The sequence below is a fragment of the Limosilactobacillus mucosae genome (assembly GCF_046939755.1).
In the GTDB taxonomy this organism is placed as follows: domain Bacteria; phylum Bacillota; class Bacilli; order Lactobacillales; family Lactobacillaceae; genus Limosilactobacillus; species Limosilactobacillus mucosae_A.
Map to the genome: position 1 here is coordinate 34676 of NZ_JBKZAY010000009.1, position 23798 is coordinate 58473.

Annotated in this window: 23 protein-coding genes; 19 read left to right on the forward strand and 4 right to left on the reverse strand. The window is 48.0% G+C overall.

Translation table 11 applies throughout. The features are described 5' to 3' along the window. The first annotated feature begins 89 nt into the window (after nt 1–89). The 4 genes from ACLUWI_RS04645 to ACLUWI_RS04660 all read left to right on the forward strand — a co-directional run bounded on the left by ACLUWI_RS04645 (nt 90) and on the right by ACLUWI_RS04660 (nt 3691). On the forward strand, nt 90–821 hold the full coding sequence (locus ACLUWI_RS04645) for a hypothetical protein (RefSeq protein WP_412146353.1): 732 nt from the start codon (nt 90–92) through the stop codon (nt 819–821). Nucleotides 822–850: 29 nt separating this feature from the next. Then, on the forward strand, nt 851–1603 hold the full coding sequence (locus ACLUWI_RS04650; protein ID WP_412146354.1) for an NrtR DNA-binding winged helix domain-containing protein: 753 nt from the start codon (nt 851–853) through the stop codon (nt 1601–1603). Nucleotides 1604–1668: 65 nt separating this feature from the next. Then, nucleotides 1669–2223, forward strand: a complete 555-nt coding sequence (locus ACLUWI_RS04655) for a cysteine hydrolase family protein (RefSeq protein ID WP_412146355.1) — start codon at nt 1669–1671, stop codon at nt 2221–2223. Nucleotides 2224–2245: 22 nt separating this feature from the next. Then, nucleotides 2246–3691, forward strand: a complete 1446-nt coding sequence (locus tag ACLUWI_RS04660; RefSeq protein ID WP_412146356.1) for a nicotinate phosphoribosyltransferase — start codon at nt 2246–2248, stop codon at nt 3689–3691. Nucleotides 3692–3806: 115 nt separating this feature from the next. Here ACLUWI_RS04660 and yidA read toward each other — a convergent pair whose 3' ends face one another. Both yidA and ACLUWI_RS04670 read right to left on the reverse strand, forming a co-directional pair. After that, nucleotides 3807–4634, reverse strand: coding sequence for a sugar-phosphatase (yidA, locus tag ACLUWI_RS04665; RefSeq protein ID WP_412146357.1), 828 nt, complete (start codon nt 4632–4634; stop codon nt 3807–3809). A 20-nt stretch (nt 4635–4654) separates the two neighbouring features. Beyond that, nucleotides 4655–6007 carry an HD domain-containing protein gene (locus tag ACLUWI_RS04670; protein WP_412146358.1) on the reverse strand — a complete coding sequence of 451 codons (1353 nt, stop codon included), beginning with the start codon at nt 6005–6007 and terminating at the stop codon, nt 4655–4657. A gap of 125 nt (nt 6008–6132) precedes the next feature. Between ACLUWI_RS04670 and ACLUWI_RS04675 the strand changes: the two genes are divergently transcribed. The 6 genes from ACLUWI_RS04675 (at nt 6133) to ACLUWI_RS04700 (ending at nt 11581) form a co-directional block, all read left to right on the forward strand. Next, a complete protein-coding gene (locus ACLUWI_RS04675) occupies nt 6133–6564 on the forward strand; it encodes a DUF1934 domain-containing protein (RefSeq protein WP_412146359.1) in 432 nt (143 codons plus the stop codon). 70 nt (nt 6565–6634) lie between these two features. Next, the gene (gene rpoE / locus ACLUWI_RS04680) at nt 6635–7216 is read left to right on the forward strand and encodes a DNA-directed RNA polymerase subunit delta (protein WP_109588365.1); all 582 of its coding nucleotides are present in this window, start codon (nt 6635–6637) and stop codon (nt 7214–7216) included. 161 nt (nt 7217–7377) lie between these two features. Beyond that, nucleotides 7378–8985: a CTP synthase gene (locus ACLUWI_RS04685; protein ID WP_412146360.1), complete on the forward strand. Its 1608-nt coding sequence runs from the start codon at nt 7378–7380 to the stop codon at nt 8983–8985. A gap of 199 nt (nt 8986–9184) precedes the next feature. Then, nucleotides 9185–10444, forward strand: a complete 1260-nt coding sequence (locus ACLUWI_RS04690) for a UDP-N-acetylglucosamine 1-carboxyvinyltransferase (protein WP_412146361.1) — start codon at nt 9185–9187, stop codon at nt 10442–10444. A gap of 103 nt (nt 10445–10547) precedes the next feature. After that, nucleotides 10548–10793 carry a type B 50S ribosomal protein L31 gene (locus ACLUWI_RS04695; protein ID WP_169462291.1) on the forward strand — a complete coding sequence of 82 codons (246 nt, stop codon included), beginning with the start codon at nt 10548–10550 and terminating at the stop codon, nt 10791–10793. Between the two features lie 86 nt (nt 10794–10879). Beyond that, nucleotides 10880–11581, forward strand: coding sequence for a class A sortase (locus tag ACLUWI_RS04700; RefSeq protein ID WP_412146362.1), 702 nt, complete (start codon nt 10880–10882; stop codon nt 11579–11581). Nucleotides 11582–11650: 69 nt separating this feature from the next. Here ACLUWI_RS04700 and ACLUWI_RS04705 read toward each other — a convergent pair whose 3' ends face one another. Then, a complete protein-coding gene (locus ACLUWI_RS04705) occupies nt 11651–12124 on the reverse strand; it encodes a low molecular weight protein-tyrosine-phosphatase (RefSeq protein ID WP_412146363.1) in 474 nt (157 codons plus the stop codon). Between the two features lie 140 nt (nt 12125–12264). Here ACLUWI_RS04705 and ACLUWI_RS04710 point away from each other — a divergent pair, with 140 nt between their 5' ends. The 7 genes from ACLUWI_RS04710 (at nt 12265) to ACLUWI_RS04740 (ending at nt 18741) form a co-directional block, all read left to right on the forward strand. Next, a complete protein-coding gene (locus ACLUWI_RS04710; RefSeq protein ID WP_412146382.1) occupies nt 12265–12822 on the forward strand; it encodes a LemA family protein in 558 nt (185 codons plus the stop codon). A 19-nt stretch (nt 12823–12841) separates the two neighbouring features. Next, a complete protein-coding gene (htpX, locus tag ACLUWI_RS04715) occupies nt 12842–13741 on the forward strand; it encodes a zinc metalloprotease HtpX (protein ID WP_412146364.1) in 900 nt (299 codons plus the stop codon). A 196-nt stretch (nt 13742–13937) separates the two neighbouring features. After that, nucleotides 13938–15326 carry a UDP-N-acetylmuramoyl-tripeptide--D-alanyl-D-alanine ligase gene (locus tag ACLUWI_RS04720; RefSeq protein ID WP_412146365.1) on the forward strand — a complete coding sequence of 463 codons (1389 nt, stop codon included), beginning with the start codon at nt 13938–13940 and terminating at the stop codon, nt 15324–15326. Nucleotides 15327–15374: 48 nt separating this feature from the next. After that, nucleotides 15375–16883, forward strand: coding sequence for a DEAD/DEAH box helicase (locus ACLUWI_RS04725; RefSeq protein ID WP_412146366.1), 1509 nt, complete (start codon nt 15375–15377; stop codon nt 16881–16883). A gap of 3 nt (nt 16884–16886) precedes the next feature. Further along, nucleotides 16887–17261 (forward strand): holo-ACP synthase, encoded by a 375-nt coding sequence (gene acpS / locus ACLUWI_RS04730; protein WP_412146367.1) that lies wholly within the window; start codon nt 16887–16889, stop codon nt 17259–17261. Further along, nucleotides 17254–18372, forward strand: a complete 1119-nt coding sequence (gene alr, locus ACLUWI_RS04735; protein WP_412146368.1) for an alanine racemase — start codon at nt 17254–17256, stop codon at nt 18370–18372. The genes acpS and alr overlap by 8 nt, the downstream gene beginning before the upstream one ends. 24 nt (nt 18373–18396) lie before the next feature. Beyond that, nucleotides 18397–18741 carry a type II toxin-antitoxin system PemK/MazF family toxin gene (locus tag ACLUWI_RS04740; protein WP_412146383.1) on the forward strand — a complete coding sequence of 115 codons (345 nt, stop codon included), beginning with the start codon at nt 18397–18399 and terminating at the stop codon, nt 18739–18741. Nucleotides 18742–18795: 54 nt separating this feature from the next. On the opposite strand, the gene cbpA is transcribed toward ACLUWI_RS04740, so the two are convergent. After that, the gene (gene cbpA, locus ACLUWI_RS04745; protein WP_056968486.1) at nt 18796–19440 is read right to left on the reverse strand and encodes a cyclic di-AMP binding protein CbpA; all 645 of its coding nucleotides are present in this window, start codon (nt 19438–19440) and stop codon (nt 18796–18798) included. A 197-nt stretch (nt 19441–19637) separates the two neighbouring features. Between cbpA and pth the strand changes: the two genes are divergently transcribed. Together pth and mfd are read left to right on the forward strand one after the other, a co-directional pair. After that, nucleotides 19638–20198 carry an aminoacyl-tRNA hydrolase gene (pth, locus tag ACLUWI_RS04750; protein WP_412146369.1) on the forward strand — a complete coding sequence of 187 codons (561 nt, stop codon included), beginning with the start codon at nt 19638–19640 and terminating at the stop codon, nt 20196–20198. Between the two features lie 18 nt (nt 20199–20216). Then, the gene (gene mfd / locus ACLUWI_RS04755) at nt 20217–23783 is read left to right on the forward strand and encodes a transcription-repair coupling factor (protein WP_412146370.1); all 3567 of its coding nucleotides are present in this window, start codon (nt 20217–20219) and stop codon (nt 23781–23783) included. The last annotated feature ends 15 nt before the right edge of the window (nt 23784–23798 follow it).

Here is a 23798-nt window from a genome sequence, read left to right on the forward strand (position 1 = left end):
AGTCGCTGTCTAAGCGGCTTTTTTGATTTTGAGGGTAAAAGCCGGTCCATGGTATAATAGTCGAGGCAAGACGAAAAAGGAGCAAAAAAATGAAATTTAAAACTTTGCTGAAACGACTGATGCTAGGCACGGTTACGGTTGCAGCCGGGATTAGCCTGGTTGGCTGCGGCAACTCGACCAGCACACAGTCAAGCGAGTCGTCATCTGAGTCATCACAATCAACGACCAAGACAACGGCTGCTTCCAAGGCCCGCGATCAAGCCAATAATCAGATTATGTCTGGTCAGTATAAGGAAGCTTTAAAAACGCTGCTGGCGCTCAAGAATCCGGATTCACAGACTCGCAGCATGATTAAAGACCTGCAGAAGTACTTAGCAGCTCAAGATGCTTATAATGATCAGGAATATGATGAAGCCGTTAATGACCTTAGTTCGGTATCATCAAATTCCAAACCGATGCGCTCAGCATTCATCAGTATGAAGAACAAGGCTAAGCAGGCTCAACAGTCAGCTTCTGCCAGCTCTTCTGTTCAAAGCAGTCAAGCTACTTCCAGCAGCTCAAGCACGGCGGTATCATCCAGCTCAAGTTCCAATTCGGCAGTCAACTCTACAGCAGCCAGTCAGACTGGCATGGATGTAATCAACGCGTTTGCGGCTAAGATGAACTTTAACCAGTCGAGCTATGGAATCATTCCAGAAGGCAAGGATGGCGACGTATATACCTTTGAGGTTCGCCAAAACAACGATGATAATACCGTTGCTCACTTGATTGGTATCTATCAGTACAACGCTGCTACTGGCGCGGTTACTAAAATCAATTAACCTGTTTAAGTAAGAAGGCGAGAAATGGTATGAGCGAGGAAATCATTGCCCGTCCGTTGATTACGATCACCAATATCATCTGGAGCTTTAATCGGCAGACGCATGAGATGCAGCTGCTTTTGATTAAGCGATCTGAAGCGCCGTTTAAAGATGCCTGGGCGCTGCCGGAAACGCTGCTGCGGAGTACGGAAAGTGCCGATGATGCGGCATTGCGCTTGATCAAGGATAAAATCGGGCTTGAGGTTCGGTCAACGGCAACGGAACAATTGGCAACTTTTACCGCGCCACACCGATCAGTCGGTGAGCGGGCATTGGCGTTGGTGTACATGACTTTTTTACCGGCAATGCCCAAGCTTAAACCAGGATATGGTGCAGTTGCCGCGGAATGGTTTGCTTTTGAGAATTTTGGTCATCATTATCTGTTGAGTGATGGCAGGCGTCGGTTCGATCTTTCGGCTACCTCACAGGCATTGGCGTTTGACCATGATCAAATCGTAACTACGGCCATTCAGCGCATTCGTAACAAATTGGACTATCAGCCAACGGTTCTGCAGGTATTGGGGTCTACTTTTACGCTTAAGGAGGCACGCGAGGTCTATGCGCCATTTCTGCAGCTGACGGCAGATCAGATCGATAATTCCAATTTCCGCAAGACGCATCATCATCTTTTTAAAGAGGTCGGTACGGCAACAATTCGCAAACGCAGCGGTCGACCACCCAAGATATATTCGTTGGCGAGCTTGCCAAATCCGTTGGAAAGGAGTAAAGTTGACAACAATTAAAGTCAACTTTACTTTTTTTACAACGATTAAAGTAATTTATACTTTTATTTAAAGAGGTGAGGCAAATGGCAAATGAAGCATTGCTGATCATTGACTACACCAATGATTTTGTGGCTGATGACGGCGCGCTGACTTGTGGCAGAGCTGCTCAGACTTTAGACGAGCAGATTACAAAATTGGCAGATGATTTTCTAAAGGCTGGCAAGTGGGTCTATCTGCCGACTGACGTTCATCAGCCAAATGACCCGTATCATCCTGAAAGTCAGCTCTATCCACCACATAATATCAAAGGAACCTGGGGGCGCGAGCTGTACGGACGGCTTGGCAAGTGGTATCAGAAACACCAAGATGATGAGCATGTCGTATTGTTGGACAAGACGCATTACTCATCATTTTGTGGGACACCGCTTGATCTGCGGCTAAGGGAAAGAAAAGTTGACACGGTGCATCTAGCCGGTGTCTGCACGGATATCTGCGTTCTGCACACGGCGATTGCGGCATATGATCTGAACTATCAAATCGTGGTTCACGAAAAAGCCGTTGCAACCTTTGATCCGGCTGGCCAGGCCTGGGCAATGAAGCATTTTAAGAACGTCTTGAACGCTCGGATAGAAGATTGAAAGAAATTTAGGGAGAAAAGAAATGGCAATGTCTGAAGAATTATTGACTGATCTGTATGAATTTTCAATGGCGAATGGCTATTATGCGACCCTGCCGCATGATCAAGAAGCGGTTTTTGACGTATTTTACCGCAACGTTCCCGACAATGGCAGCTTTGTCATTGCGGCTGGATTGGCCCAGGTCGTTGAAGCACTGCAGAATTTTCATTTTACGGATGATGACATCAGCTATCTGCGTTCATTAAATCTATTTTCGGCTGGCTTTTTGGACTATCTGGCTAATTTGAAGTTTTCTTGCACGGTACGAGCAATTCCTGAGGGGACGCCGGTCTTTCCGCGCGAACCGATGCTGACGGTTAAAGGCCCATTGCTGCAGTGCCAGCTGTTGGAGACGTTCGTATTGAATATCTTGAATCATCAATCGCTGATTGCCACTAAGTCGCGGCGGATCTGTGCTGCTGCTGAAGGTCGTGCGGTTATGGAGTTCGGCGCGCGCCGGGCACAAGGACCAGATGCTTCGGTTTTTGGTGCACGGGCAGCAGTGATTGGTGGTTGTACCAGCACTTCCAACTGTCTGGCTGCTAAGAAGTTCGGACTGCAAGCGGCCGGGACGATGGCGCACAGCTGGATTGAAAGCTATCCGGATGAATTGACGGCGTTTCGGGCCTGGGCGCAGGTTTATCCAGACAGTGCCTCGCTGCTGGTTGACACCTATGACGTTTTGAAGAGCGGCGTGCCAAACGCAATCAAGGTCTTTAAGGAATTGCGGGCTGCTGGTCATGAGCCGATTGGGATTCGGATTGATTCTGGCGACTTGACTCAATTAGCAACCAAGGCGCGACAAATGCTGGATGAAGCTGGCTTCGAAAATGCCAAGATTACGGCTTCCAATGCTTTAGATGAGACAGTGATTCAAGCATTGCTAAAAGAAGGCGCACCGCTGGACAACTTTGGTATTGGTGAAAAATTGATCACCAGCTCGACTTCGCCGGTCTTAAGCGGAGTCTACAAAATGGCAGCACTAAAGGTTGATGGCCAATGGCAGCCAAAAATTAAGCTCAGCAACAGTCGCGAGAAGGTTACGCTGCCCGGCGACAAAATGGTTTATCGGCTTTATCGAAAAGACGCGCCGGACCAAGCCTTTGCCGATGTGATTGCGTTGGCTGATGAAGAATTACCGGAAACGCTATTAGCGATTAATGCTGATCCTTTGGCAACCAATGATGAAATTGAATTGACTGGTTTTGTTGCTAAGCCGCTGCAATTGGAGGTAGTCGGTCCTAAGGCCAATCCAGTTGAAACCAATGTAATGAAACTGCAGGCATCGATGAAGCGTCAATTGGCGCAGCTGCCTAAGGCCACGCAGCGCTTGATCAATCCTGATGTCTACCAGGTCTACCTGACGCCAAAGCTGTTTGAGCTTCAACAGCGACTGATAAAAGAGCATCATCAAAAGGCTCAAGCTTAAAAATAAGATCAATAAAAAATGGCTGAAGATTGCGTCGCTTAAAACGTTGATCTTCGGCCATTTTCATTATTAAAGATGGTTCTATTCCACTGGAAGAATTATTTTTGATTGATGACTAGGCGTTTAAAACGTACTTTTTGATAGCCTCGGCAACACCATCATGATTATTGTCATTTTCGGTAACGACATCGGCCATCTGCAGCGTATGCGGAATTGAGTTGGCCATCGCCACGCCAGTTCCGGCAAACTCAATCATTGATTCATCGTTTTGCGCGTTGCCGATTGCCATGACGTTGTCGGCGGTCAGATTCAGTTTGTCGGCTAAGGCTGATAAGGCCACGCCTTTGCTGGTCTGCTTGTTGATCATCTCTAAGTAGAAATCCTCGCTGCGAACGACTCGGAAACGGTCACTGAGTGCTTGAGGCATGTTGGCTAAAGCAGCATCGATTTTTTCTTTTTTGTCGGTCATCATGGCCTTGCCAATCGTAATTGAATCGCGCATATGGTTCAGCTGATCCATGTTGCGATAGCGTAGTGGCATGGATACCAGGTTGGATTCATAAACCGTATATGGGTTGATATCTTGGTTAGGCGTGTAGATATAATCGCTGGTCTCAATAATTGATGAAACGTCCTGCTTGCGACAGTATGATTCAAAGTCAATGTAGTCGTCAAAATCGACCGTATAGTGAGCCAAAACGGTACCGTCAGTCGCCTGGGCTAAAGCGCCGTTATAGCAGATAACGTATTCACCTGCAGAATCAGCAAGCCCCAGCTGGTTGACATAGGCTTTCACACCAGTCATAGGACGACCAGTACATAAAACGATCCGAACGTCGCGTTTAGTGGCTTCGTTAATTGCGGCAACGGTTTGTGGGGTAATCTGACGATGGTCATTGATTAACGTACCATCGATATCGATCGCGACAAGTTTAATAGACATGAAAAATACCTCCTAGATTTTTAATTGGCAACGACTTGATTGTTTTTAATGCAATGCTGAAAGGCTTCGTAGATCGGTTCGAAAATCTCGATGTCATTTTGCTGAGTCAGCATCTCGCGCGGGAAGAAGAAACGCTGATCACCGGCTTCTCGGCCTGAGACGCTTGCTACCAGCGTACTGATCTGTGACAGCTCAATCAGCTCGCCATTTGGATAGATGAGCTCAATTTGCGTTTGCGGCTTTGAGTCTTGCGGGTTGTAGGTATCGTAAGGCAACTTATAGCTGGAGTCGACGGCTGTGTAATAGTCAACGTCAAAGCCGGCCGTGGCAATCAATTCACGCAGCTTAGGCAGCATGAACCGAGTCTGCTGATCATAGACGGCGGATTTGAATGGTCGTCGATTGATGAAACGCTGGGCCAGATCACTTAAGATTTTATCGCTTGAATTCATCCAATGAATAAAATAAGTAGTCAAAACGCCATCGTCAAGCGTTAAATAGTCATTCAAGTCATAATGGCCATTAAAAAACGGCATCAGCAGCCGTGGCATGAACTCGGGTTGGTATTGACTTGGATGCTGATAAAGCCACTTGGCTCGTAGCAGTAAGTGATCCAAGATGACTTCCATGGAGCGCGAAACCGGATGAAAGTAGACCTGCAGATACATCTGCAAACGACTTAGAATATAGTCCTCAACGGCGTGCATGCCATTGATCTCAAAAGCAATGCCTTCTTTGGCCGGTCGCATCATGTGCAGAACGCGATCAAGATCGAATTTGCCATAGTTGGTACCTGTATAGTACGAATCACGCTGCAGATAGTCCATCCGATCGGCATCGACTTGACTTGATATCATCTGGACCACCTGCGGATTTTGATAGGTATGATCAATCACGCTGGCGACTTTTTGAGGGAAATCACTGCTGACACGGCGCAGAATTCGATTAATATTGGTTGATTCGCTGGTGATGATGCGACGCGTAATCTGCTCGTGGTCAGTGTGAAAGATATGCTCAAACGTATGCGAGTAAGGTCCATGCCCCAGATCGTGAAGCAGTGCCGCGCAAAGGGCTACGGGGCGCTCTTGATCGTTCCACAATCCATCTTGGGGCGATTGTTGCGGATAGTTGCGCTGAAAAAGGTTACAGATGCGGCGCGTGATCTCATAAACGCCCAGGCAATGACCAAAGCGAGAATGCTCGGCACCATGAAAGGTCATTGAAGAGGTGCCGAGCTGCTTAATGCGGCGCAGTCTCTGAAATTCCGGCGTGTCAATCAGATCAAGAATGATTTGATTGTCGACGATAATCGTGCCGTGGATCGGGTCACGAAAGACTTTTTCACGCGGCAGCTGTTCATCTTTAAATGTCATGACTAATCCTTTCTTAGAAAAAGCAGTTGGTCTAATTATACAAAAATATTATTTAGTCCGCATTGGTTGAGAAATTAAAAACAATCCGCGTATAATCAAATTGAAAAATCGAGCAAAGGGGGCCGATGTCTATCAAATCCATTGTACCCGTTAAGGTCAGCTTAAAAACAAAAATGACTCAAGATGGCAAAAGCGATCATTACCATTTTGAAGAAGAGGGACAATTCGTTACGCTGGAAAACGGCCAGCATTATTTGCGCTATGTCGAGCATCAAGGCAGTCAAGCCACGCCAGTTCAATTTCGGTTAGCGCCGGATGAGGTTCATCTGATTCGTAGCGGCGCGCAGAAGACACATTTTCGCTTTGCCAATGGCAGTGAGCATCTGACACATTATCAAACAGAATACGGGCGAATTGCCCTGCGTGTCGTTACCAATCGCCTGGCTGCCGATTTGAATCTGGCAGCCGTCGCCGGTCGCGTTGAGATTTGTTATCAGCTGCTGATGCAGGATCAATTAATTGGCAACTATCAGATTCAATTGCAATTTGGCGCGTAATATCGTATTATGTAGAGTAGACTTTTTGAGACTTTTTGAAGGGATGTGCACCAGTTTGGATTTAACCCATTTGGATTTAAAGGTTTTCGATGGCCAAGACAAGTCGGAACTGTCCATGATCGAAGTAGCGCATGCTATTTTGGCTTACCATGGTGAAGCAATGGCGTTCGCTGATTTGACCAACGAGGTTCAGCAATATCTTGGTAAGAGCGATGAGGAAATTCGGGAACGGCTTTCTCAGTTCTACACGGACCTGAACGTCGATGGCAGTTTTATTTCCCTTGGTGACAATACTTGGGGCCTGCGTGCATGGTACCCATATGAATCAATCGACGAAGCCACGGTTGGCGAAAACGAAGAAGAAGAAGATCGTCCAAAGAAGAAACGTCGCAAGGTCAATGCCTTCTTGGCAGGGGCTGACGATGACGATGACGTTATCGACTACGACAATGATGACCCAGAAGATGACGATCTGGCCGACGTTGATGATGAAGATGACGGCGACGGCGAAGAAGAAGATTACGACAACCCAGATTACGATGAAGACAATCCACTCGCCGATGACGATGAGGACACCAATCTGGAAGATCAGCTTTCATCAGAAAACTTTGATGATGAAGATGACGTTGAAGACGATGATGACGAGGAATAAATAATACATCGCTCTTGACTAACTTGTTTGGTCTTTGTATTATTTTACTTGGGCTCCCAAGTTTATCTTGGGACTTTTCGTTTTAAAGGCTCCCTGTTTCAATGAAATGGGGAGCCTTTTTGTATTAGAGAACCGGACGCAGTTCCAAAAGGAGAGAAATAATGACTAAATACATTTTCGTAACTGGTGGGGTTGTTTCATCATTGGGCAAAGGGATTATCGCGGCATCTCTGGGTCGACTGTTGAAAAACCGGGGTCTGAAAGTGGCCATTCAAAAGTTTGACCCATACTTGAACGTGGACCCTGGGACGATGAGCCCTTACCAGCACGGCGAGGTTTTCGTTACTGATGACGGTACGGAAACCGATTTGGACTTGGGACACTACGAACGGTTCATTGACAACAACCTCAACAAGTATTCCAACGTGACGACCGGTAAGATCTACTCAGAAGTATTGCACAAGGAACGGCGTGGCGACTACCTTGGTCGGACGGTTCAGGTAATTCCACACATTACCGATGCCATTAAAGACAAAATCAAGCGGGCCGGCGAGAGTACGGATGCTGAGATCGTGATTACCGAAATCGGTGGGACGGTTGGTGATATTGAATCCCAGCCATTTATGGAAGCCATTCGGGAAATGAAAAAAGATGCCGGCGCTGAGAACGTGCTCTACATTCACGCTACGCTGATCCCATACTTGCATGCCGCTGGCGAAATGAAGACCAAGCCGACTCAGCACAGTGTTCGCGAACTGCGTGGTCTGGGTATTCAGCCGAACATTCTGGTCGTACGGACGGAAGCACCAGTTACTGACAGCATGCGCAAAAAGATTGCCATGTTCTGTGACGTTGATGAAAATGCCGTTATCGAATCCCGTGATGTCAAGGTGCTGTATGAGATTCCGCTGAAGCTGCAAAAGCAAGGCATGGACCAGCTGGTAGTCGATCACTTTGGTCTTGACGTTCCAGAAGCCGACATGCGCGACTGGACCAACATGATTCACCACATTGAAAATGGTCTGACAAATACGGTAACAATCGCTATGGTTGGTAAGTACACTGATCTGCAGGATGCCTACATTTCGGTTAATGAAGCGTTACGGCATGCCGGCTATCCAGTCAATGCCAAGGTTAAGATCGATCACTTTAACTCCGAGGACATTAATGACGAAAACGTTGCCGAAAAGCTGGGTAAGTACGATGGAATCTTGGTACCAGGCGGATTCGGCTCACGTGGGGTTGAAGGAATGATTGCTGCCATCAAGTATGCTCGTGAAAATGATGTGCCATACCTGGGGATTTGCCTTGGCATGCAGACGGCCTGCATTGAGTTTGCCCGCGACGTGCTGGGCTACCAAGATGCCAACTCAACTGAATTTAATCCAAATACTGAACACAACATTATTGACTTGATGCCAGATCAAGAGGATGTTGAAAACATGGGTGGTACGCAGCGCCTCGGCTCCTATCCATGCAAGCTTAAGGCCGGAACCAAAGCAGCGACTGCCTATGACAACAAGACGATGATTCATGAACGGCACCGTCACCGTTATGAATTTAACAATGAATATCGTGAACCCATGGAAAAAGCTGGTCTGGTGATCTCGGGGGTTAATCCAGATCGGAACCTGGTTGAAGTCGTTGAGCTGCCTAAGAACAAATTCTTCGTGGCAGCTCAATACCACCCAGAGTTCCTGTCACGGCCAAACCGTCCCGAAGGCTTGTTTGCCGCGTTCGTTAAGGCAGCTGCCGAAAATCAAAAATAATTAGTCTGTATCATAAAAAACGACGCGATCAAAGATGGTCACGTCGCTTTTTAGACTAGCGACACTTAAGTTGTGAAGATTGTTTGAAAAGGTTGTAATTTAGCGGCTTATTAATTATCATTAAAGCTGACTGTTTTAAAAATAAAGAAAGATTCAACTAAAAAACAATTATCAATTTGTAAGCGAGGAAAACACAATCATGAAAAAAATGATCATTCAAGGAGGAAACCGACTTTCGGGCGAAGTTACCATCGGCGGAGCCAAGAACAGTACCGTGGCGTTGATTCCGGCGGCGATTCTAGCCGATACGCCTGTTCAGTTTGATACCGTGCCGGATATCTTGGATGTTCACAATCTGATGATTATTTTGGAGTCAATGAACGTTAAGTCATCATTCAAGCATGGCGTTTTAAACATTGATCCCACTCAAATCATGGAAGCTGAACTGCCCAGCAAGGCGATCAAGAGTCTGCGGGCTTCCTACTATTTCATGGGAGCCCTGCTTGGCCGCTTTCACCGAGCAACGGTAACTTTCCCAGGTGGCGATAACATTGGTCCTCGGCCAATTGACCAGCACTTGAAGGCTTTCAAGGCTTTAGGTGCTAACGTCAGCGAATCGGGCGGTACCGTAAAGATGGACGCGCCAAACGGACTGCATGGCACGCGGATCTTTATGGATATGGTTTCGGTTGGTGCTACGATCAACGCGGTTTTGGCAGCGGTTAGAGCTCAAGGAACCACGATTATCGAAAATGCAGCGCGTGAACCAGAAATCGTTGACCTGGCAACCTTTTTAAACAATATGGGTGCCAAGATTCGTGGGGTTGGGACTGATACGATTCGGATTACGGGGGTCGACACGCTGCAGTCAATGAACACGCATACGATCATTGCCGACCGAATCGAAACCGGTACCTACCTGTCATTAGCAGCTGCGATGGGGGATGGGATCATGTTAAACAACGTGATTCCCGAGCACTTGGAGGCTTACACCAGCAAGTTGATTGACATGGGCGTCGACTTACAGATTGACAGTGATAAGATCTATGTTCCCAAAACGGATCATCTAAAGCCGATCAGCGTCAAGACGATGCCTTATCCTGGTTTTGCCACTGATCTGCAGCAGCCATTGACGCCGCTGCTTTCCAAGGCTGACGGGGAAAGCACGATTGTTGATACGATCTATCCAAAACGAGTCAAGCACATCCCTGAACTGCAAAAGATGGGAATGAATATTGAGACCCAAGATGGCCAGATCGCCGTTCGTCATACGGAAAAGCTGCACGGCGCCGATGTCAAGGCTGGCGAGATTCGTGCTGGGGCCTCTTTGATGATTGCTGGACTGATGGCAGATGGTCAAACGGTTATTCATGACGCGGATCATATTCTGCGCGGCTATGACCGGGTTGTTTGGAAACTTAACCGGCTGAACGCCAACGTTAAGATTGAAGAAGAATAGAAAATGACAGAGTAGTTGCAAGTTGAACAAAGATATGTTAATCTGTGAAGGTTGATTATCTATGTTTCAGGCAATGATTCATGGCAAAAGGAGCGTAAAATTTATGAAACAAGGAATTCATCCAGATTACCACTTGGTAGTTTTTGAAGACTCAGCAACCGGCTACAAGTTTATCTCCGGTTCTACGGCTACTTCTAAAGAAACCGTTAAATGGGAAGACGGCAACGAATACCCACTGATCCGGGTTGAAGTTACTTCAGATTCTCACCCATTCTACACGGGTAAGCAAAAGTTCACGCAAGCCGATGGTGCCGTGGACAAGTTCAACAAGAAGTACGGCCTCAAGTAAGCCGCATTTTGGCAAAAAGTCTCACTGCTGGATTTTTCCGCGGTGGGGCTTTTGTTTTATCGTTATAAAAGTCGAGGAGATCGAATATGCATCGCAAGTTAAACTGGCTGCGCTGGACCGCTGCCATAATCCTGTTTATCGTTGGACTGGCTTTAATTTTTAATCAGCAGATCAAGTCGGCTTTGGTTGACAGCTATCGGCCGACCGTTACGCGGCGAGCCGTGGTTAAAAACCAAAAGAAAAAGGCCAGCTATGATTTTGACAGCGTCCAGGACCTCAGCCTGCAAAGCGTCGCGGCCGCACGGGCAAAAAAGCAGGCTATTAATGTAATTGGCGAGATTGCCATTCCTGACATCGATATGGTGCTGCCAATTGCCAAAGGAGTCGACAATACCACGTTAGCTTTAGCTGCTGGTACTATGCGCGAAGACATGCAGATGGGGAAGGGCAACTATGCCTTGGCTGGACACAATATGGCCAATGGCAGTAAGATCTTGTTCTCACCGCTTTATTATCATGCCAAAAAGGGTCAGATGATCTATTTGACCGATATGGGTCGCGTCTATGAGTATCGAATCTATCAGCGCAAGTTCATCAAGGCAACCGACGTTCAAGTGGTCAATAATACCAAAAATGCCATTGTCACTTTGATTACCTGTGATGATACCGGTAAAGGACGTTTGATGATCAGAGGAAAACTGGTCCGCAGCGAAAAATTCTCTCAAGCGCCTAAAAAAGCACAAAAAGCTCTCAGCAGCAAGTATACGACGGGGCGCGATCAAGAATAAAAAAGAGATCAGACGTAGTAATTCACGCCTGATCTCTTTTTATTTATGATTGGCTTTACGGTCGCTGAATCAATGCTGATCGTGCAGCTGGCGCTTTACAACATCTAACCAATAAGGAAGCGCCTCGGCTAAGCTGTCGTAGGTATCTTGAAAACGATGCGTATACCAGGGATCAGGAATCGATGTACCAGCTTTGCCGGGGACCACGTCAAAGGCTTGATGAATCTTAAAGCGATCTTCTTTTGGCGCGATGGCTTTAAGATGCCGAATATTCATATCATCCATGCCGATGATCAGATCTGCAGTAGCGAAATCCGCTTGAGTGATGGGACGCGAGATGAGCCCTGCAGTCGGCAGATGATATTTATGCATGATCTTAAGCGCACCTGGATGCGGACCGTTGCCTTCTTCTTCATAACTGGTTGCGGCCGAGTCGACCTGAACCTGATCGGCAAGCTGATTTTGAGCGATCATTTGTCTAAACATTGCCTCTGCCATTGGGGAGCGACAGATATTGCCCAGACAGACAAATAAGACTTTCATAAAAAGGCTCCTTATAAATGGTTTTGCAGCTTAATTTTATAAAAGATTAAGTTTTAGTGCAAAACGGCAAAATTATTTTATTCGTCAGGTATTAACTGTTATGATTAAGAAAATCAATTTCCTAAGGAGGAGTATTTATGATGGCAGCAATTATCGCTGTAGTGGTCGTGATTTTGCTGATTGTTGGGTATGTCAGCATCTATAACGGTTTTATCACTGCACGCAATCAGGTCGAAGAATCAGCCAGTCAAATCGATGTGCAGCTGCAGCGGCGAAATGACTTGATCCCCAACCTGGTCAATACAGTTAAAGGATACAGCAAATACGAAGCTGGGACGCTGGAAAAGGTAACGGCTTTGAGAAATCAGTTAGCCGGAATGAATATGGCAGATGATCCGCAAAAAACAATGGAAGTCTCCAACCAGCTGAGCGGCACTTTGAAATCATTGTTTGCCGTAAGCGAAGCCTATCCAGATCTAAAGGCCAGTGCCGAATATCAAAAGCTGATGGAAGAACTGACCAATACGGAAAATAAGATTGCCTACTCACGCCAGCTTTACAATAGCTGCGTGCGACGCTTTAACGAACGGCTGCAGGCATTTCCTTCCAACCTGGTCGGTAAGATTCACCACTTTACGCAATTTGAATATTTGCAGGTACCGGCTGAGGCTCGGGAAACGCCCAAAGTTGAATTTTAAAAACGGTTTGGGGTAACGCATGCTTTATCAACAGATTAACATGAATAAGCGGCGGACAGTCTACGTGGTGGTAGGCTTTTGTCTGCTGGTCGCGCTGGTAGGAGCTGCGGTTGGCTACTGGCTGGCTGGCTCAACCGTTGTTGGCATCATCATGGCATTGGTGATTGCTCTGATCTATGCCTCGGTCATGATTGGGCAGTCAACGGATGTTGTGATGAACATGAATCATGCTCGTGAGATTCATTCGGCTGCTGAGTCGCCAGAACTTTGGCATGTCGTTGAAGATATGGCGATGGTCGCACAGGTACCAATGCCACGGGTCTTTATTATTGACGATCCCAGTCCTAATGCCTTTGCAACCGGCAACGATCCTAAACATTCTGCCGTGGCGGCTACGACCGGCTTGATGCAGATGATGAATCGTGAGGAGCTGGAAGGCGTAATGGGACATGAGATCACCCATGTTCGCAACTATGACATTCGCCTGCAGACAATCGCACTGGCTCTTTCAGCGGCAATCTCATTTTTGGTTAACCTGGTCAGCAATTTTTGGTGGCTGGGCGGTGGCCACGGTGATGATGATGATGATCGCGGCGTCAATATCTTTGGTATGCTGGCTTCATTGCTGCTGATCATCTTGGCACCACTGGCAGCTGCCATTGCTCAGATGGCACTGTCACGCAATCGCGAATATCTGGCTGACGCTGGATCCGTAGAGTTGACGCGTAATCCGCAGGGGATGATCAGTGCGCTGCGTAAGCTGGAACATGCCGAGCCGATGCAGCAGGCTGATCCCAGCAGTGCGTCTTTATATATTACCGATCCTGAAGAGAATGCCAAGCGTCATCGCTGGCTGGATCATCTTTTTGACACGCATCCGCCGCTAGAGGATCGAATTGCCCGCTTGGAAGAAATGTAAGGCTTGATCAATAGTCGAATCAAGGCTCAAGGTTTGCTTGACGACAACCTTGAGCCCTTTTTAATACATAAAAAATTCAATACCTTTGCCATTGATAAATTTATAACCCTCGTTTTGTGATCATAAGGGTGATATAATTAATCAGTTAGACTAGTCGGTACGAAAGTTCAAAAAACAAATAAAAGAGGAAATTTCCATGAAGATGAGTTTAGCCGAGATTGCAAAGGCAATTCGGGTGCAAAATGATATTGCAAAATGGCAGGACCTAGAAGTAACCAATGTGGCCTTTGACAGCCGTGCTCTGGAAGCTGGGGCGCTGTTTATTCCATTAATGGGCGAGCAGGATGGGCACAAATACGTTGCCAGTGCGTTTGAAAATGGCGCGGTGGCATCGCTTTGGGCCAGCGATCACGATCTGCCATCAACTGATCAGCCATTGCTGGTTGTTGATGATCCGCTGCAGGCACTGCAGGAATTAAGCCAATACTATCTGCACAAGATTAATCCATTCGTGGTTGCCGTAACTGGCAGCAATGGCAAAACGACTACCAAGGATATGACGGCTTCAATTTTGGCGACCCAAATGAACGTAACCAAGACGCATGCCAACTTCAATAATGAGATTGGCGTGCCGATTACGCTGCTCAACATGAATCCTAATACTGAAGCCGTAGTGGTTGAAATGGGGATGGATCGTCCGGGACAATTAGACTTTTTGAGCAAGTTGACTACGCCTGACATTGCAGTGATCACGATGATTGGCGAGGCGCATATCGAATTTTTCGGTACACGCGATAAGATTGCCGATGCCAAAATGGAAATCACGCATGGGTTAAAAGAGGATGGCACGCTGGTATACAACGGTGATGAACCGCTGCTTAAAGAACGCGCCGTCAAGCTTAAACAATATACCAAGACGTTTGGCCGTGAGTTGGGCAATGATCTTTATGCCACCAGCGTTACGACCGCTCCTAATCATGTTACGTTCCAGGTTAACGAATGGCCAGGGTTGAAATTTGATCTGCCGATGGGTGGCGAATACAACGTCAACAACGCCTTGGCAGCCATCACGGTTGGCAAGCTGCTGCACGTCAAGCCGGAAAACATGCAGCAGGCCTTGGCTGGCGTTGAATTAACGGCCAACCGTGCTGAATGGATTCAAGGCGATGCTGGCGAGGCGATCTTAAGCGATGTCTATAATTCCAATCCAACGGCCGTTAAGCAGGTTATCAAGACGCTGGCCACGGTCAAGACCAATGGCCGGCATATTGCCGTATTGGGCGACATGCTTGAATTAGGCGATGCTTCGGCCAAATTGCATGCCAGCTTGGCTGAGGCAATTTCGCATGATCAGATCGATGCCGTTTATCTGGTTGGTCAAGAAATGAATAACTTAAAAGATCAGCTGATCAAAGACGGTTACCCCAAAGAAGCCATTCACAGCTATGCAGCTGACCAGCTTGAAGAGTTAACGAGTGATTTGAAGTCGGTCTTAACGGCTGACGATGCAATTCTGATGAAGGCCAGTCATGGCATTCATCTGGAAAAGGTACTGGCAGAACTGGCCAGTGCCAATGAGAAGTAATCATAATCATGGCTAGTCATGATTGAATTTTAAGGAGAATTTATTTAAGTGAAATTTGGAGAATTAGGGTTGTCAAACAGCCTGCTTAAAGCCATCAAACGCAGCGGCTATGAAGAAGCCACACCAATTCAAGAACAGACGATCCCGATGGTTTTAAACGGTGATGACGTAATTGGTCAGGCACAAACCGGGACCGGTAAGACGGCAGCGTTTGGACTGCCGATTCTTGAACACATTGATCCTCAGAATTCGGCAATTCAAGCTCTGATCATTTCGCCAACGCGTGAATTGGCGATCCAGACGCAAGAAGAGCTGTACCGGCTGGGAAAAGACAAGCGGGCCAAGGTTCAGGTCGTTTATGGTGGAGCTGATATTCGCCGCCAGATCAAGAGCTTAAAGCATCAGCCAGAAATTCTGGTTGGGACGCCGGGCCGGCTGCGCGATCATATTCGGCGGCATACGGTTGATTTGAGCCAAATCAATACGCTGGTTTTGGATGAGGCTGATGAGATGCTGAACATGGGCTTTTTGGAAGATATAGAAGCCATCATCAACGAAACGCCGGCAACACGGCAAACGCTGCTGTTCAGTGCAACGATGCCGCCAGAAATCAAGCGGATCGGGATGCAGTTTATGAAAGAGCCTAAGACCGTTCGCATTCAGGCTCAAGAGCTGACGACCGACCTGGTGGATCAATACTACGTTCGGGCGCGTGATTATGAAAAGTTCGATATCATGACCCGACTGATCGATGTTCAAGACCCAGACCTAACGATTGTATTTGGCCGGACTAAGCGGCGCGTCGATGAACTCTCGAAGGGCTTGACGGCACGCGGCTACAACGCGGCTGGTATTCATGGCGATCTGACACAGGATCGGCGAACCAAGATCATGAAACGTTTCAAGGAAGGCAAGCTTGATATCTTGGTTGCCACCGACGTTGCGGCGCGTGGACTTGATATCTCAGGCGTTACGCATGTCTACAACTATGATATTCCATCTGATCCCGACAGCTACGTTCACCGGATTGGCCGAACTGGTCGGGCCGGGCACCATGGCGTTTCATTGACTTTTGTCACGCCAAATGAAATGGACTATCTGCATGAGATTGAAAAGCTGACCAAGGTACGCATGCTGCCTTTGAAGCCACCAACTGAAGAAGAGGCATTTAAAGGACAGCTGGCCAGCGCCGTCAGCGAGATCGATGAACTGATCGCGCAGCCATCTACGCAGCGCTATGCCGACGCCGCGCAAAAACTATTGGAAACGCATGATGCCCTTGATTTGGCAGCTGCCCTGCTTAATGATATGACCAAAGAAGCTGCCAGCCAGGTACCGGTTAAGATCACGCCAGAACGGCCATTACCACGGCGCAAGCGTCGCCAGAGCAGTGGCTATCGTGGCAGCAGCTATCGCCATGGCAGTTCATCGCATCGCGGTTATCGTGGCGGCAAGCGTACCGGTCAGAGCAAGAGTCGTCGCAGCTATCGTGAAGACTCGCATGGCAAAGGACGTCGCGGCTTTAACATTCGCCGCCGTGGTGGTCAGGAACAATAAACAATGATTCAAGGATTTGGAATTGATTTAACGGAAATTGCCCGCGTGAAGCGTGCCGTTGAAAAGACGCCCAGTTTCGTCAAGCGAATCCTTACGCCGCCTGAATTGGAACAGTTGGCTAGATTAGGCGGTCAGCGCCGCTATGAATACATTGCCGGTCGCTGGTCGTTAAAAGAGGCTTTTGCCAAGGCTTGGGGAACCGGAATCGGTCGCGAGGTCGGCTTTCAAGACATTGCGATCATCAATAATCAAAGCGGTCGGCCAATCGTAGTTAAATCGCCATTTGAAGGTCAAGTATGGGCATCGGTTAGTCATACGAAAGACCTGGTCATGACTGAAATCATTTTGGAAAGGACAAGCGATCAGAAAAATGATTAGCGCACAATTGCGGGATGCCGCTATGGTAGTCGACCTAAAGGCATTAAAGCATAATATTAAACAGCAACAGGCCGCTTTACCAGCCAACAGTCGAATCTTGGCAGTCGTCAAGGCGGATGCCTATGGACATGGTGCCGTCCCGGTTGCTCATGCTGCTAAGGAGGCTGGTGTTGACGGTTTTTGCGTGGCTATGCTTGATGAAGGACTCGAGCTTAGAAATGCCGGCATCGATCAACTGATGCTGGTATTGGGACTGACGCCGGTTCATTATGCGCCGGTAGCTGCCTTAAACGATATTTCGCTGACGGTGGGTAGCGTCAACTGGCTCAAAGAATACGCTGAACTTGCCAAAAATGAGTCATTGCCACCGCTGAAGGTTCACCTGGCATTGGATACCGGCATGGGACGAATTGGGTTTCGTGACGTTACTGAATTAAAGCAGGCTTTGGCACTGGTTAACCAGTCCGCTTTCGTTTTTGAAGGAATGTTTACACACTTTGCCACGGCTGATGCGGCTGACGATAACTACTTTAAACGGCAATTGGGGCGCTGGCATGACTTTTTGGCCGCTGTTGATCAGAAACCGCCTTACGTTCACATGGCTAATTCAGCAGTCGGTATGTGGCATCGCGAAACGATCGCAGCCAACACGGTTCGGATGGGCATCTCAATGTATGGCTGCAATCCTTCTGGTCATGAGCTGCCTGATTCGCTGGATCTGCGACCGGTAGCCTCAATCGTTGCCAAGACGACTTTTGTTAAGCATCTACAGGCTGGTGAATCAATCAGCTATGGCGCGACCTATACTGCGCAAAACGATGAATGGGTCGCTACCCTGCCAATTGGCTATGCGGATGGCTACCTACGACGGATGCAGGGCTTTAAGGTCTTGGTGGCTGGTCGAGAATGTGATATTTTAGGGCGGATCTGCATGGATCAAATGATGATTCGTCTGCCTGAATCAATGCCGGTCGGAACCGAGGTCGTTTTGATGGGAAGCTCAAAAGAAAAGACGCTTTCGGCAACCGATCTGGCCGATTATGCACACACGATCAATTATGAAATCCTGACGAGTATTACACCGCGATTAATGCGACGCTATAAAAACTAGGGCAGGCGATGATGAATGGGGAAGATACGGATTCAGCGCGGTGACGTTTATCTTGCGGATCTATCGCCAGTGATTGGCTCAGAACAAGGTGGCGTGCGGCCAGTACTGATTATCCAAAACGATGTTGGTAACCGCTACAGCCCAACGACGATCGTAGCTGCCATTACGGCACAGCTGACGAAAAGCACCTTGCCGACGCATGTTAAGATCAAGGCGGCCGAATCGGGAATCGCCCATGATTCGATTATCTTGCTTGAGCAGCTGCGGACGATTGATAAGCGGCGTTTGAGAAAGTATTTAACGCGCTTTGACGATCGAATCATGAAAAACGTCGACCATGCACTGCACATTAGCTTGAATCTATCGTAAATCAAAAAGATCCAGTCGCTGCTGACTGGATCTTTTTTCATGATGAATTCGGTTTTAATAGTTGGGATGCAGGTCTTCGATTTCTGGTACTTCAAAGCCTTTGCGATTCAGCCGTTTGACGATTTTGTCGACCAAAGCCTGGTCGGCACTGGCTGGCAGCGTAAACAGGATCTGCTTGTTGTGCGTCTGGGTTGGATCAAGGTTAAGCGAGATGACGTTGGCAATGTCGGTAAAACGAGTAATTTCCTTAGCTGCCGTTACCAAAGCGCCTCGTTCATCAGGGACCGTTACCGTCAAGACATAGCTGCCGGCATTAATGTTCCAGGCTTCGGCCAGCATGCGCAGGACACGGCTGTGTGTCAGGATGCCATAGAAGTGATTGTCCTCATCCAAAACGGCAATATATGGCAAATCACGAATGGTAAAGAAGACATTGAAAAAGGCGGCCTTGATTGAGATAAACTTGGTTGAGTTCTTCAACAGGCTGGTAACGGGCAGATCCATGTCGCCGTGGCGTGATTTATGCCGATAGATATGCATCTTGTAGATGTTGCCGCGAAAAATCGTCCCTGTCTTGTCTAAAACCGGCACGCAGCGAAAACCGGTATTTTCCAAAACGGTCAATGCCTCTGCCAAGGTGGCATCTTCAGGCAGAGTGGTCAGTTGATCCTTGGTTTTGATCAGAGAGTTAAAAATCATGTTTTTGCCTCCAGTTAAGTTGCAGTCTGTGGATTGATCTATCAACATGATAGCACAAGTAGCAATGGTCTAATCAGCAAAAATAGCGTAGGCATTTGCTTTTTGATTGATCGTCACTTGCGGTATAATGATTGCACTGATGCTGGACGGGGTACGGCTCCGTGCGGCCTTTTTGCGTGTAAAGAAAGGTGATTTTAATGAAAATGATTGTAGGATTGGGTAATATTGGCTCACGTTATGACGAGACACGGCACAACAGCGGCTTTATGGTCGTTGAGCAGATCGCGCGCGACTATCAGCTGGGGGCCTTTAGCCATACCAAATACGAAGCCGTGGCCGCTACGGGGATGATTGACGGCGAAAAAGTAATGCTGGTCAAGCCAACCACGTTTATGAACGATTCTGGCCGAGCTGTTAAGCCGTTGATGGACTACTATCAGGTTGATCTGGCTGACCTGGTTATCGTTGCTGATGATCTGGATATGCCGGTTGGCCGCGTGCGTTTGAAGACACATGGCGCTTCTGGCGGCCATAACGGTTTAAAGAGCATCATTCAATACCTGGGAACCAAAAATTTCAATCGGGTCAAGCTGGGAATCGATCATCCTCAAAATGGTACGGTGGTCAGTCATGTACTGGGCCGCTTTACGTCACAGGAGCGTCCTGCTTTTGATCAGGCCGTGGCAGTTGCAGAACGAGCCTTAATCGATTGGGTTCACGGCGAAACGTTTGACCAATTGATGAATCAGTATAATTAATAAAAAGGGGCTGGCATAGTGCGGCTGACGGAATTTATCGAATCAACCAAGGATTTTAAAACGATTCTGAACATGATTCGCGATCAAAAAAATCAATTGATTACTGGGATTGCTGGCTCTGCTACGACGCTATTGCTGGCAGCGCTGCATGAAAATCTGGCGCAGCCGCAGCTGATCATCGTCGATAGTCTTTATCATATGCAAAAACTGGCAGCTGATCTAGAAAATCTGTTGCCAGATACTGAAATCTATCAGTTTCCAGTTGAAGAGGTGCTGGCGGCTGAAGTAGCGACCAGTTCGCCTAATTATCGGCTGCAGCGGGTATTGGCCCTTAATGCACTGCAGCAGCAGACACCCGCTATCGTGATCGCCTCAGTGGCCGGGCTGCGCCGAAAATTGATTGCACCGGCGCAGTTTGCTCAGGCCTCGCTACAGCTGAAACCAGGGATGGAACTGGATCCAACTAAGATGCGCGCCAAGCTGGGGGCAATGGGCTATCAATATCAGCAGATGGTATTAAGACCCGGCGACTTTGCTATGCGAGGGTCGATTATTGATGTCTATGCCTTAAATACTGAGCTGCCGATTCGAATCGATCTTTTTGATACTGAAATTGATTCGCTGCGTACTTTTGATCCAGAATCTCAGCGCAGTCAAAAAAATCTTGCTGAAGTCACGGTTCTGCCAGCAACCGACTTTATCCTGCCAATTACGGAGTTTGAACGGGTTGCGCAGAAAATGAACAAAGAGCAGGCTGATCTGCAGGCATTGGTTACCGATCAGGAACAAAGACAGGTGCTCAATAGTCATTTTGCCGAACTGATCTCGGCGCTAAAAAAACATGAGCTGCCAGTTGAAATGTTGGAATATGCCGATCTGGTCTACCCTAAGGCGGCCTCGCTTTTAGACTATCTACCGCCAGCTGGCAGTCTGTATCTGGACGATTGGCCACGCATTAAAGAAACAGGTCAGCGTCTGGAAAAAGACGAACTAAGCTGGCTGGACGAAAAAATGCAGCGTCATGAACGAGGACAAGCCGGTTTTCTGGGCCATGAGCCAGAGCAGCTGGTAGCTGATGATGATCATGCACAAACGTACCTGGCACTGTTTAAAAAAGGGATGGGTGCCAAACGGTTTGCCGCGCTGACTGATTTAAAGACGCGCCCCATGCAGCGTTTCTTTGGTCAGATGGCGCTTTTGAAAAGCGAACTGCAGCGCTGGCAGGCTCAAGGCGAAACAATTGTCTTATTGGCGCAGAGTCAAGAGCGTCGCCAGCAGATGGCTAAGACAATGGCCGAATTTGGCGTCAAGGCAGTTGAGACGCAGCCTGACCAGCTGTTGGAGCATCAGACACAGCTGACGGCAATGACCTTGGCAAACGGGTTTGAATATCCACAGGCTAATCTGGTCGCCATTACTGAAAATGAAATGTTTGCCCAGGTCAAGCAGCGCCGGATTCGACCACAGAAACTGGCTAACGCGGAACGGCTTAAAAGCTACGCTGACTTAAAGCCTGGTGACTATGTCGTTCATGTCAACCATGGGATCGGAATCTTTTCTGGCATTAAGACGATGACGGTTGATGGCGCCAATCAAGACTACATGGTGATCAACTATCGCAATCACGCGCAGATCTTTGTTCCGGTCACGCAGCTGGATCTGGTCCAAAAATACGTGGCCAGTGAAGGCAAGGTTCCACACATCAATCGGCTGGGCGGAACCGAGTGGGCTAAAACTAAAGCACGCGTGGCTGCCAGGGTCGAGGATATTGCCGATGAGCTGGTTGATCTTTATGCAGCCAGAGAAACGGAAAAAGGTTATGCCTTCCCTAAAGACGATTATCTGCAGGAAAAGTTTGAAGCTGAGTTTCCTTACCAAGAGACCCCTGACCAACTGCGCAGCATCAAAGAGATTAAAGCCGACATGGAGAGCGAGCGCCCCATGGATCGGCTCTTGGTCGGTGATGTCGGCTATGGTAAGACGGAAGTAGCGTTGCGGGCGGTCTTTAAGGCGGTTTTAGGCGGCAAGCAGGTGGCCTTTTTGGTTCCTACCACGATTCTGGCCCAGCAGCATTTTGATACGATGAAGAGCCGTTTTGAAGGCTTCCCGATTGAGATCGCTATGATGTCGCGCTTTCGGACACCCAAACAGCTTAAAGAAACCGAAGCGGGTCTCAAAAATGGCAAGATTGATGTCGTAGTCGGCACGCACCGACTGCTCAGCAAAGACGTTCAGTTCAATGATCTGGGACTGTTGGTCATTGATGAGGAGCAGCGATTTGGCGTCAAGCATAAAGAGCGGCTTAAACAGCTAAAAAACAACATTGACGTGTTAACGCTGACGGCCACCCCGATTCCCCGGACGCTGCATATGTCAATGATGGGCGTGCGTGATCTATCGGTGATTGAAACGCCGCCTGCCGATCGCTATCCAATTCAGACCTACGTGATGGAACAAAATCAAGCCGCAATTCGTGATGGAATTCTGCGCGAGCTGCAGCGGGGCGGGCAGGTCTATTATCTGCATAACCGCGTCAACGATATTGAACGAACCGTTGCCGAGCTGCAGAATTTGGTACCTGAGGCCAGAGTCGGCTATATTCACGGCAAGATGACCGAAGCACAGCTGGAAGGTGTCTTATATGATTTCATTCAAGGCGAGTATGACGTCTTGGTGACAACCTCAATTATTGAAACTGGCGTCGATATAGCCAACGTTAATACATTGTTTGTTGAAAACGCCGATCGAATGGGGCTATCCCAGCTCTATCAGATTCGAGGACGGATTGGCCGCAGCAATCGCGTTGCCTATGCCTATTTTATGTATCAGCCAAACAAGGTGCTGACGGAACTTGGGGAAAAGCGGCTGGCGGCCATTCGCGATTTTACAGAACTGGGCAGCGGCTTTAAGATTGCCATGCGTGACTTGGCGATTCGTGGCGCGGGCAATCTTTTGGGCAAGCAGCAGCACGGCTTTATCGATTCGGTTGGCTATGATCTGTATGCTGAGATGCTTAGCGAAGCCGTGGCTAAAAAACGCGGTCAGGTTAAAAAGCCAATTGCCAATACCGAGATCGACATCAACGTGGAAGCCTATCTGCCCGATGAATACGTTAGCGACGCGCGGCAAAAGATTGCTTTATACAAACAGGTGCGTCAGGCAAAATCAGATCAAGAACTGCTTGATCTGCAAGGTGATCTGATTGACCGGTTTGGCGATTATGGCGCACCCGTTGAGAATCTGCTGCTGGTAGGTGAGCTGAAGATGAATGCCGATGCGGCGATGCTGGAATCGATCAAGCGACAGCGCGACAATCTTGTTTTGACTTTCAACAAGGCTGGCAGTCGTGCCATTAAGCCTCCTGAAATCATCAAAGCGCTGGCAGCGACGCGGTTTAAAGCAACGATGGGGCAGACCGATGATGGCCGGCTTACCGTCAGATTGATCATTCAGCCAAAGATGACGCAAAAAGACTGGCTTAAGCAGCTGATCATCTGTGTGTACGGCATCAATCAGGCACTTAACGATACGAATAACGAGACCAATCACGATTCAAAAAAGAATCAAGAAAAAAGTCATGGTTAGGAAAGGAAATAGATA

Coding starts and splice junctions, on each gene's coding strand:
- ACLUWI_RS04685 (WP_412146360.1), top strand. CDS start 7,378: ATGACTAAATACATTTTCGTAACTGGTGGGGTTGTTTCATCATTGGGC.
- alr (WP_412146368.1), top strand. CDS start 17,254: ATGATTAGCGCACAATTGCGGGATGCCGCTATGGTAGTCGACCTAAAG.
- ACLUWI_RS04675 (WP_412146359.1), top strand. CDS start 6,133: ATGTCTATCAAATCCATTGTACCCGTTAAGGTCAGCTTAAAAACAAAA.
- ACLUWI_RS04645 (WP_412146353.1), top strand. CDS start 90: ATGAAATTTAAAACTTTGCTGAAACGACTGATGCTAGGCACGGTTACG.
- htpX (WP_412146364.1), top strand. CDS start 12,842: ATGCTTTATCAACAGATTAACATGAATAAGCGGCGGACAGTCTACGTG.
- ACLUWI_RS04695 (WP_169462291.1), top strand. CDS start 10,548: ATGAAACAAGGAATTCATCCAGATTACCACTTGGTAGTTTTTGAAGAC.
- pth (WP_412146369.1), top strand. CDS start 19,638: ATGAAAATGATTGTAGGATTGGGTAATATTGGCTCACGTTATGACGAG.
- yidA (WP_412146357.1), bottom strand. CDS start 4,634: ATGTCTATTAAACTTGTCGCGATCGATATCGATGGTACGTTAATCAAT.
- cbpA (WP_056968486.1), bottom strand. CDS start 19,440: ATGATTTTTAACTCTCTGATCAAAACCAAGGATCAACTGACCACTCTG.
- ACLUWI_RS04660 (WP_412146356.1), top strand. CDS start 2,246: ATGGCAATGTCTGAAGAATTATTGACTGATCTGTATGAATTTTCAATG.
- ACLUWI_RS04705 (WP_412146363.1), bottom strand. CDS start 12,124: ATGAAAGTCTTATTTGTCTGTCTGGGCAATATCTGTCGCTCCCCAATG.
- ACLUWI_RS04720 (WP_412146365.1), top strand. CDS start 13,938: ATGAAGATGAGTTTAGCCGAGATTGCAAAGGCAATTCGGGTGCAAAAT.
- ACLUWI_RS04670 (WP_412146358.1), bottom strand. CDS start 6,007: ATGACATTTAAAGATGAACAGCTGCCGCGTGAAAAAGTCTTTCGTGAC.
- ACLUWI_RS04655 (WP_412146355.1), top strand. CDS start 1,669: ATGGCAAATGAAGCATTGCTGATCATTGACTACACCAATGATTTTGTG.
- ACLUWI_RS04710 (WP_412146382.1), top strand. CDS start 12,265: ATGGCAGCAATTATCGCTGTAGTGGTCGTGATTTTGCTGATTGTTGGG.
- ACLUWI_RS04690 (WP_412146361.1), top strand. CDS start 9,185: ATGAAAAAAATGATCATTCAAGGAGGAAACCGACTTTCGGGCGAAGTT.
- ACLUWI_RS04650 (WP_412146354.1), top strand. CDS start 851: ATGAGCGAGGAAATCATTGCCCGTCCGTTGATTACGATCACCAATATC.
- acpS (WP_412146367.1), top strand. CDS start 16,887: ATGATTCAAGGATTTGGAATTGATTTAACGGAAATTGCCCGCGTGAAG.
- ACLUWI_RS04700 (WP_412146362.1), top strand. CDS start 10,880: ATGCATCGCAAGTTAAACTGGCTGCGCTGGACCGCTGCCATAATCCTG.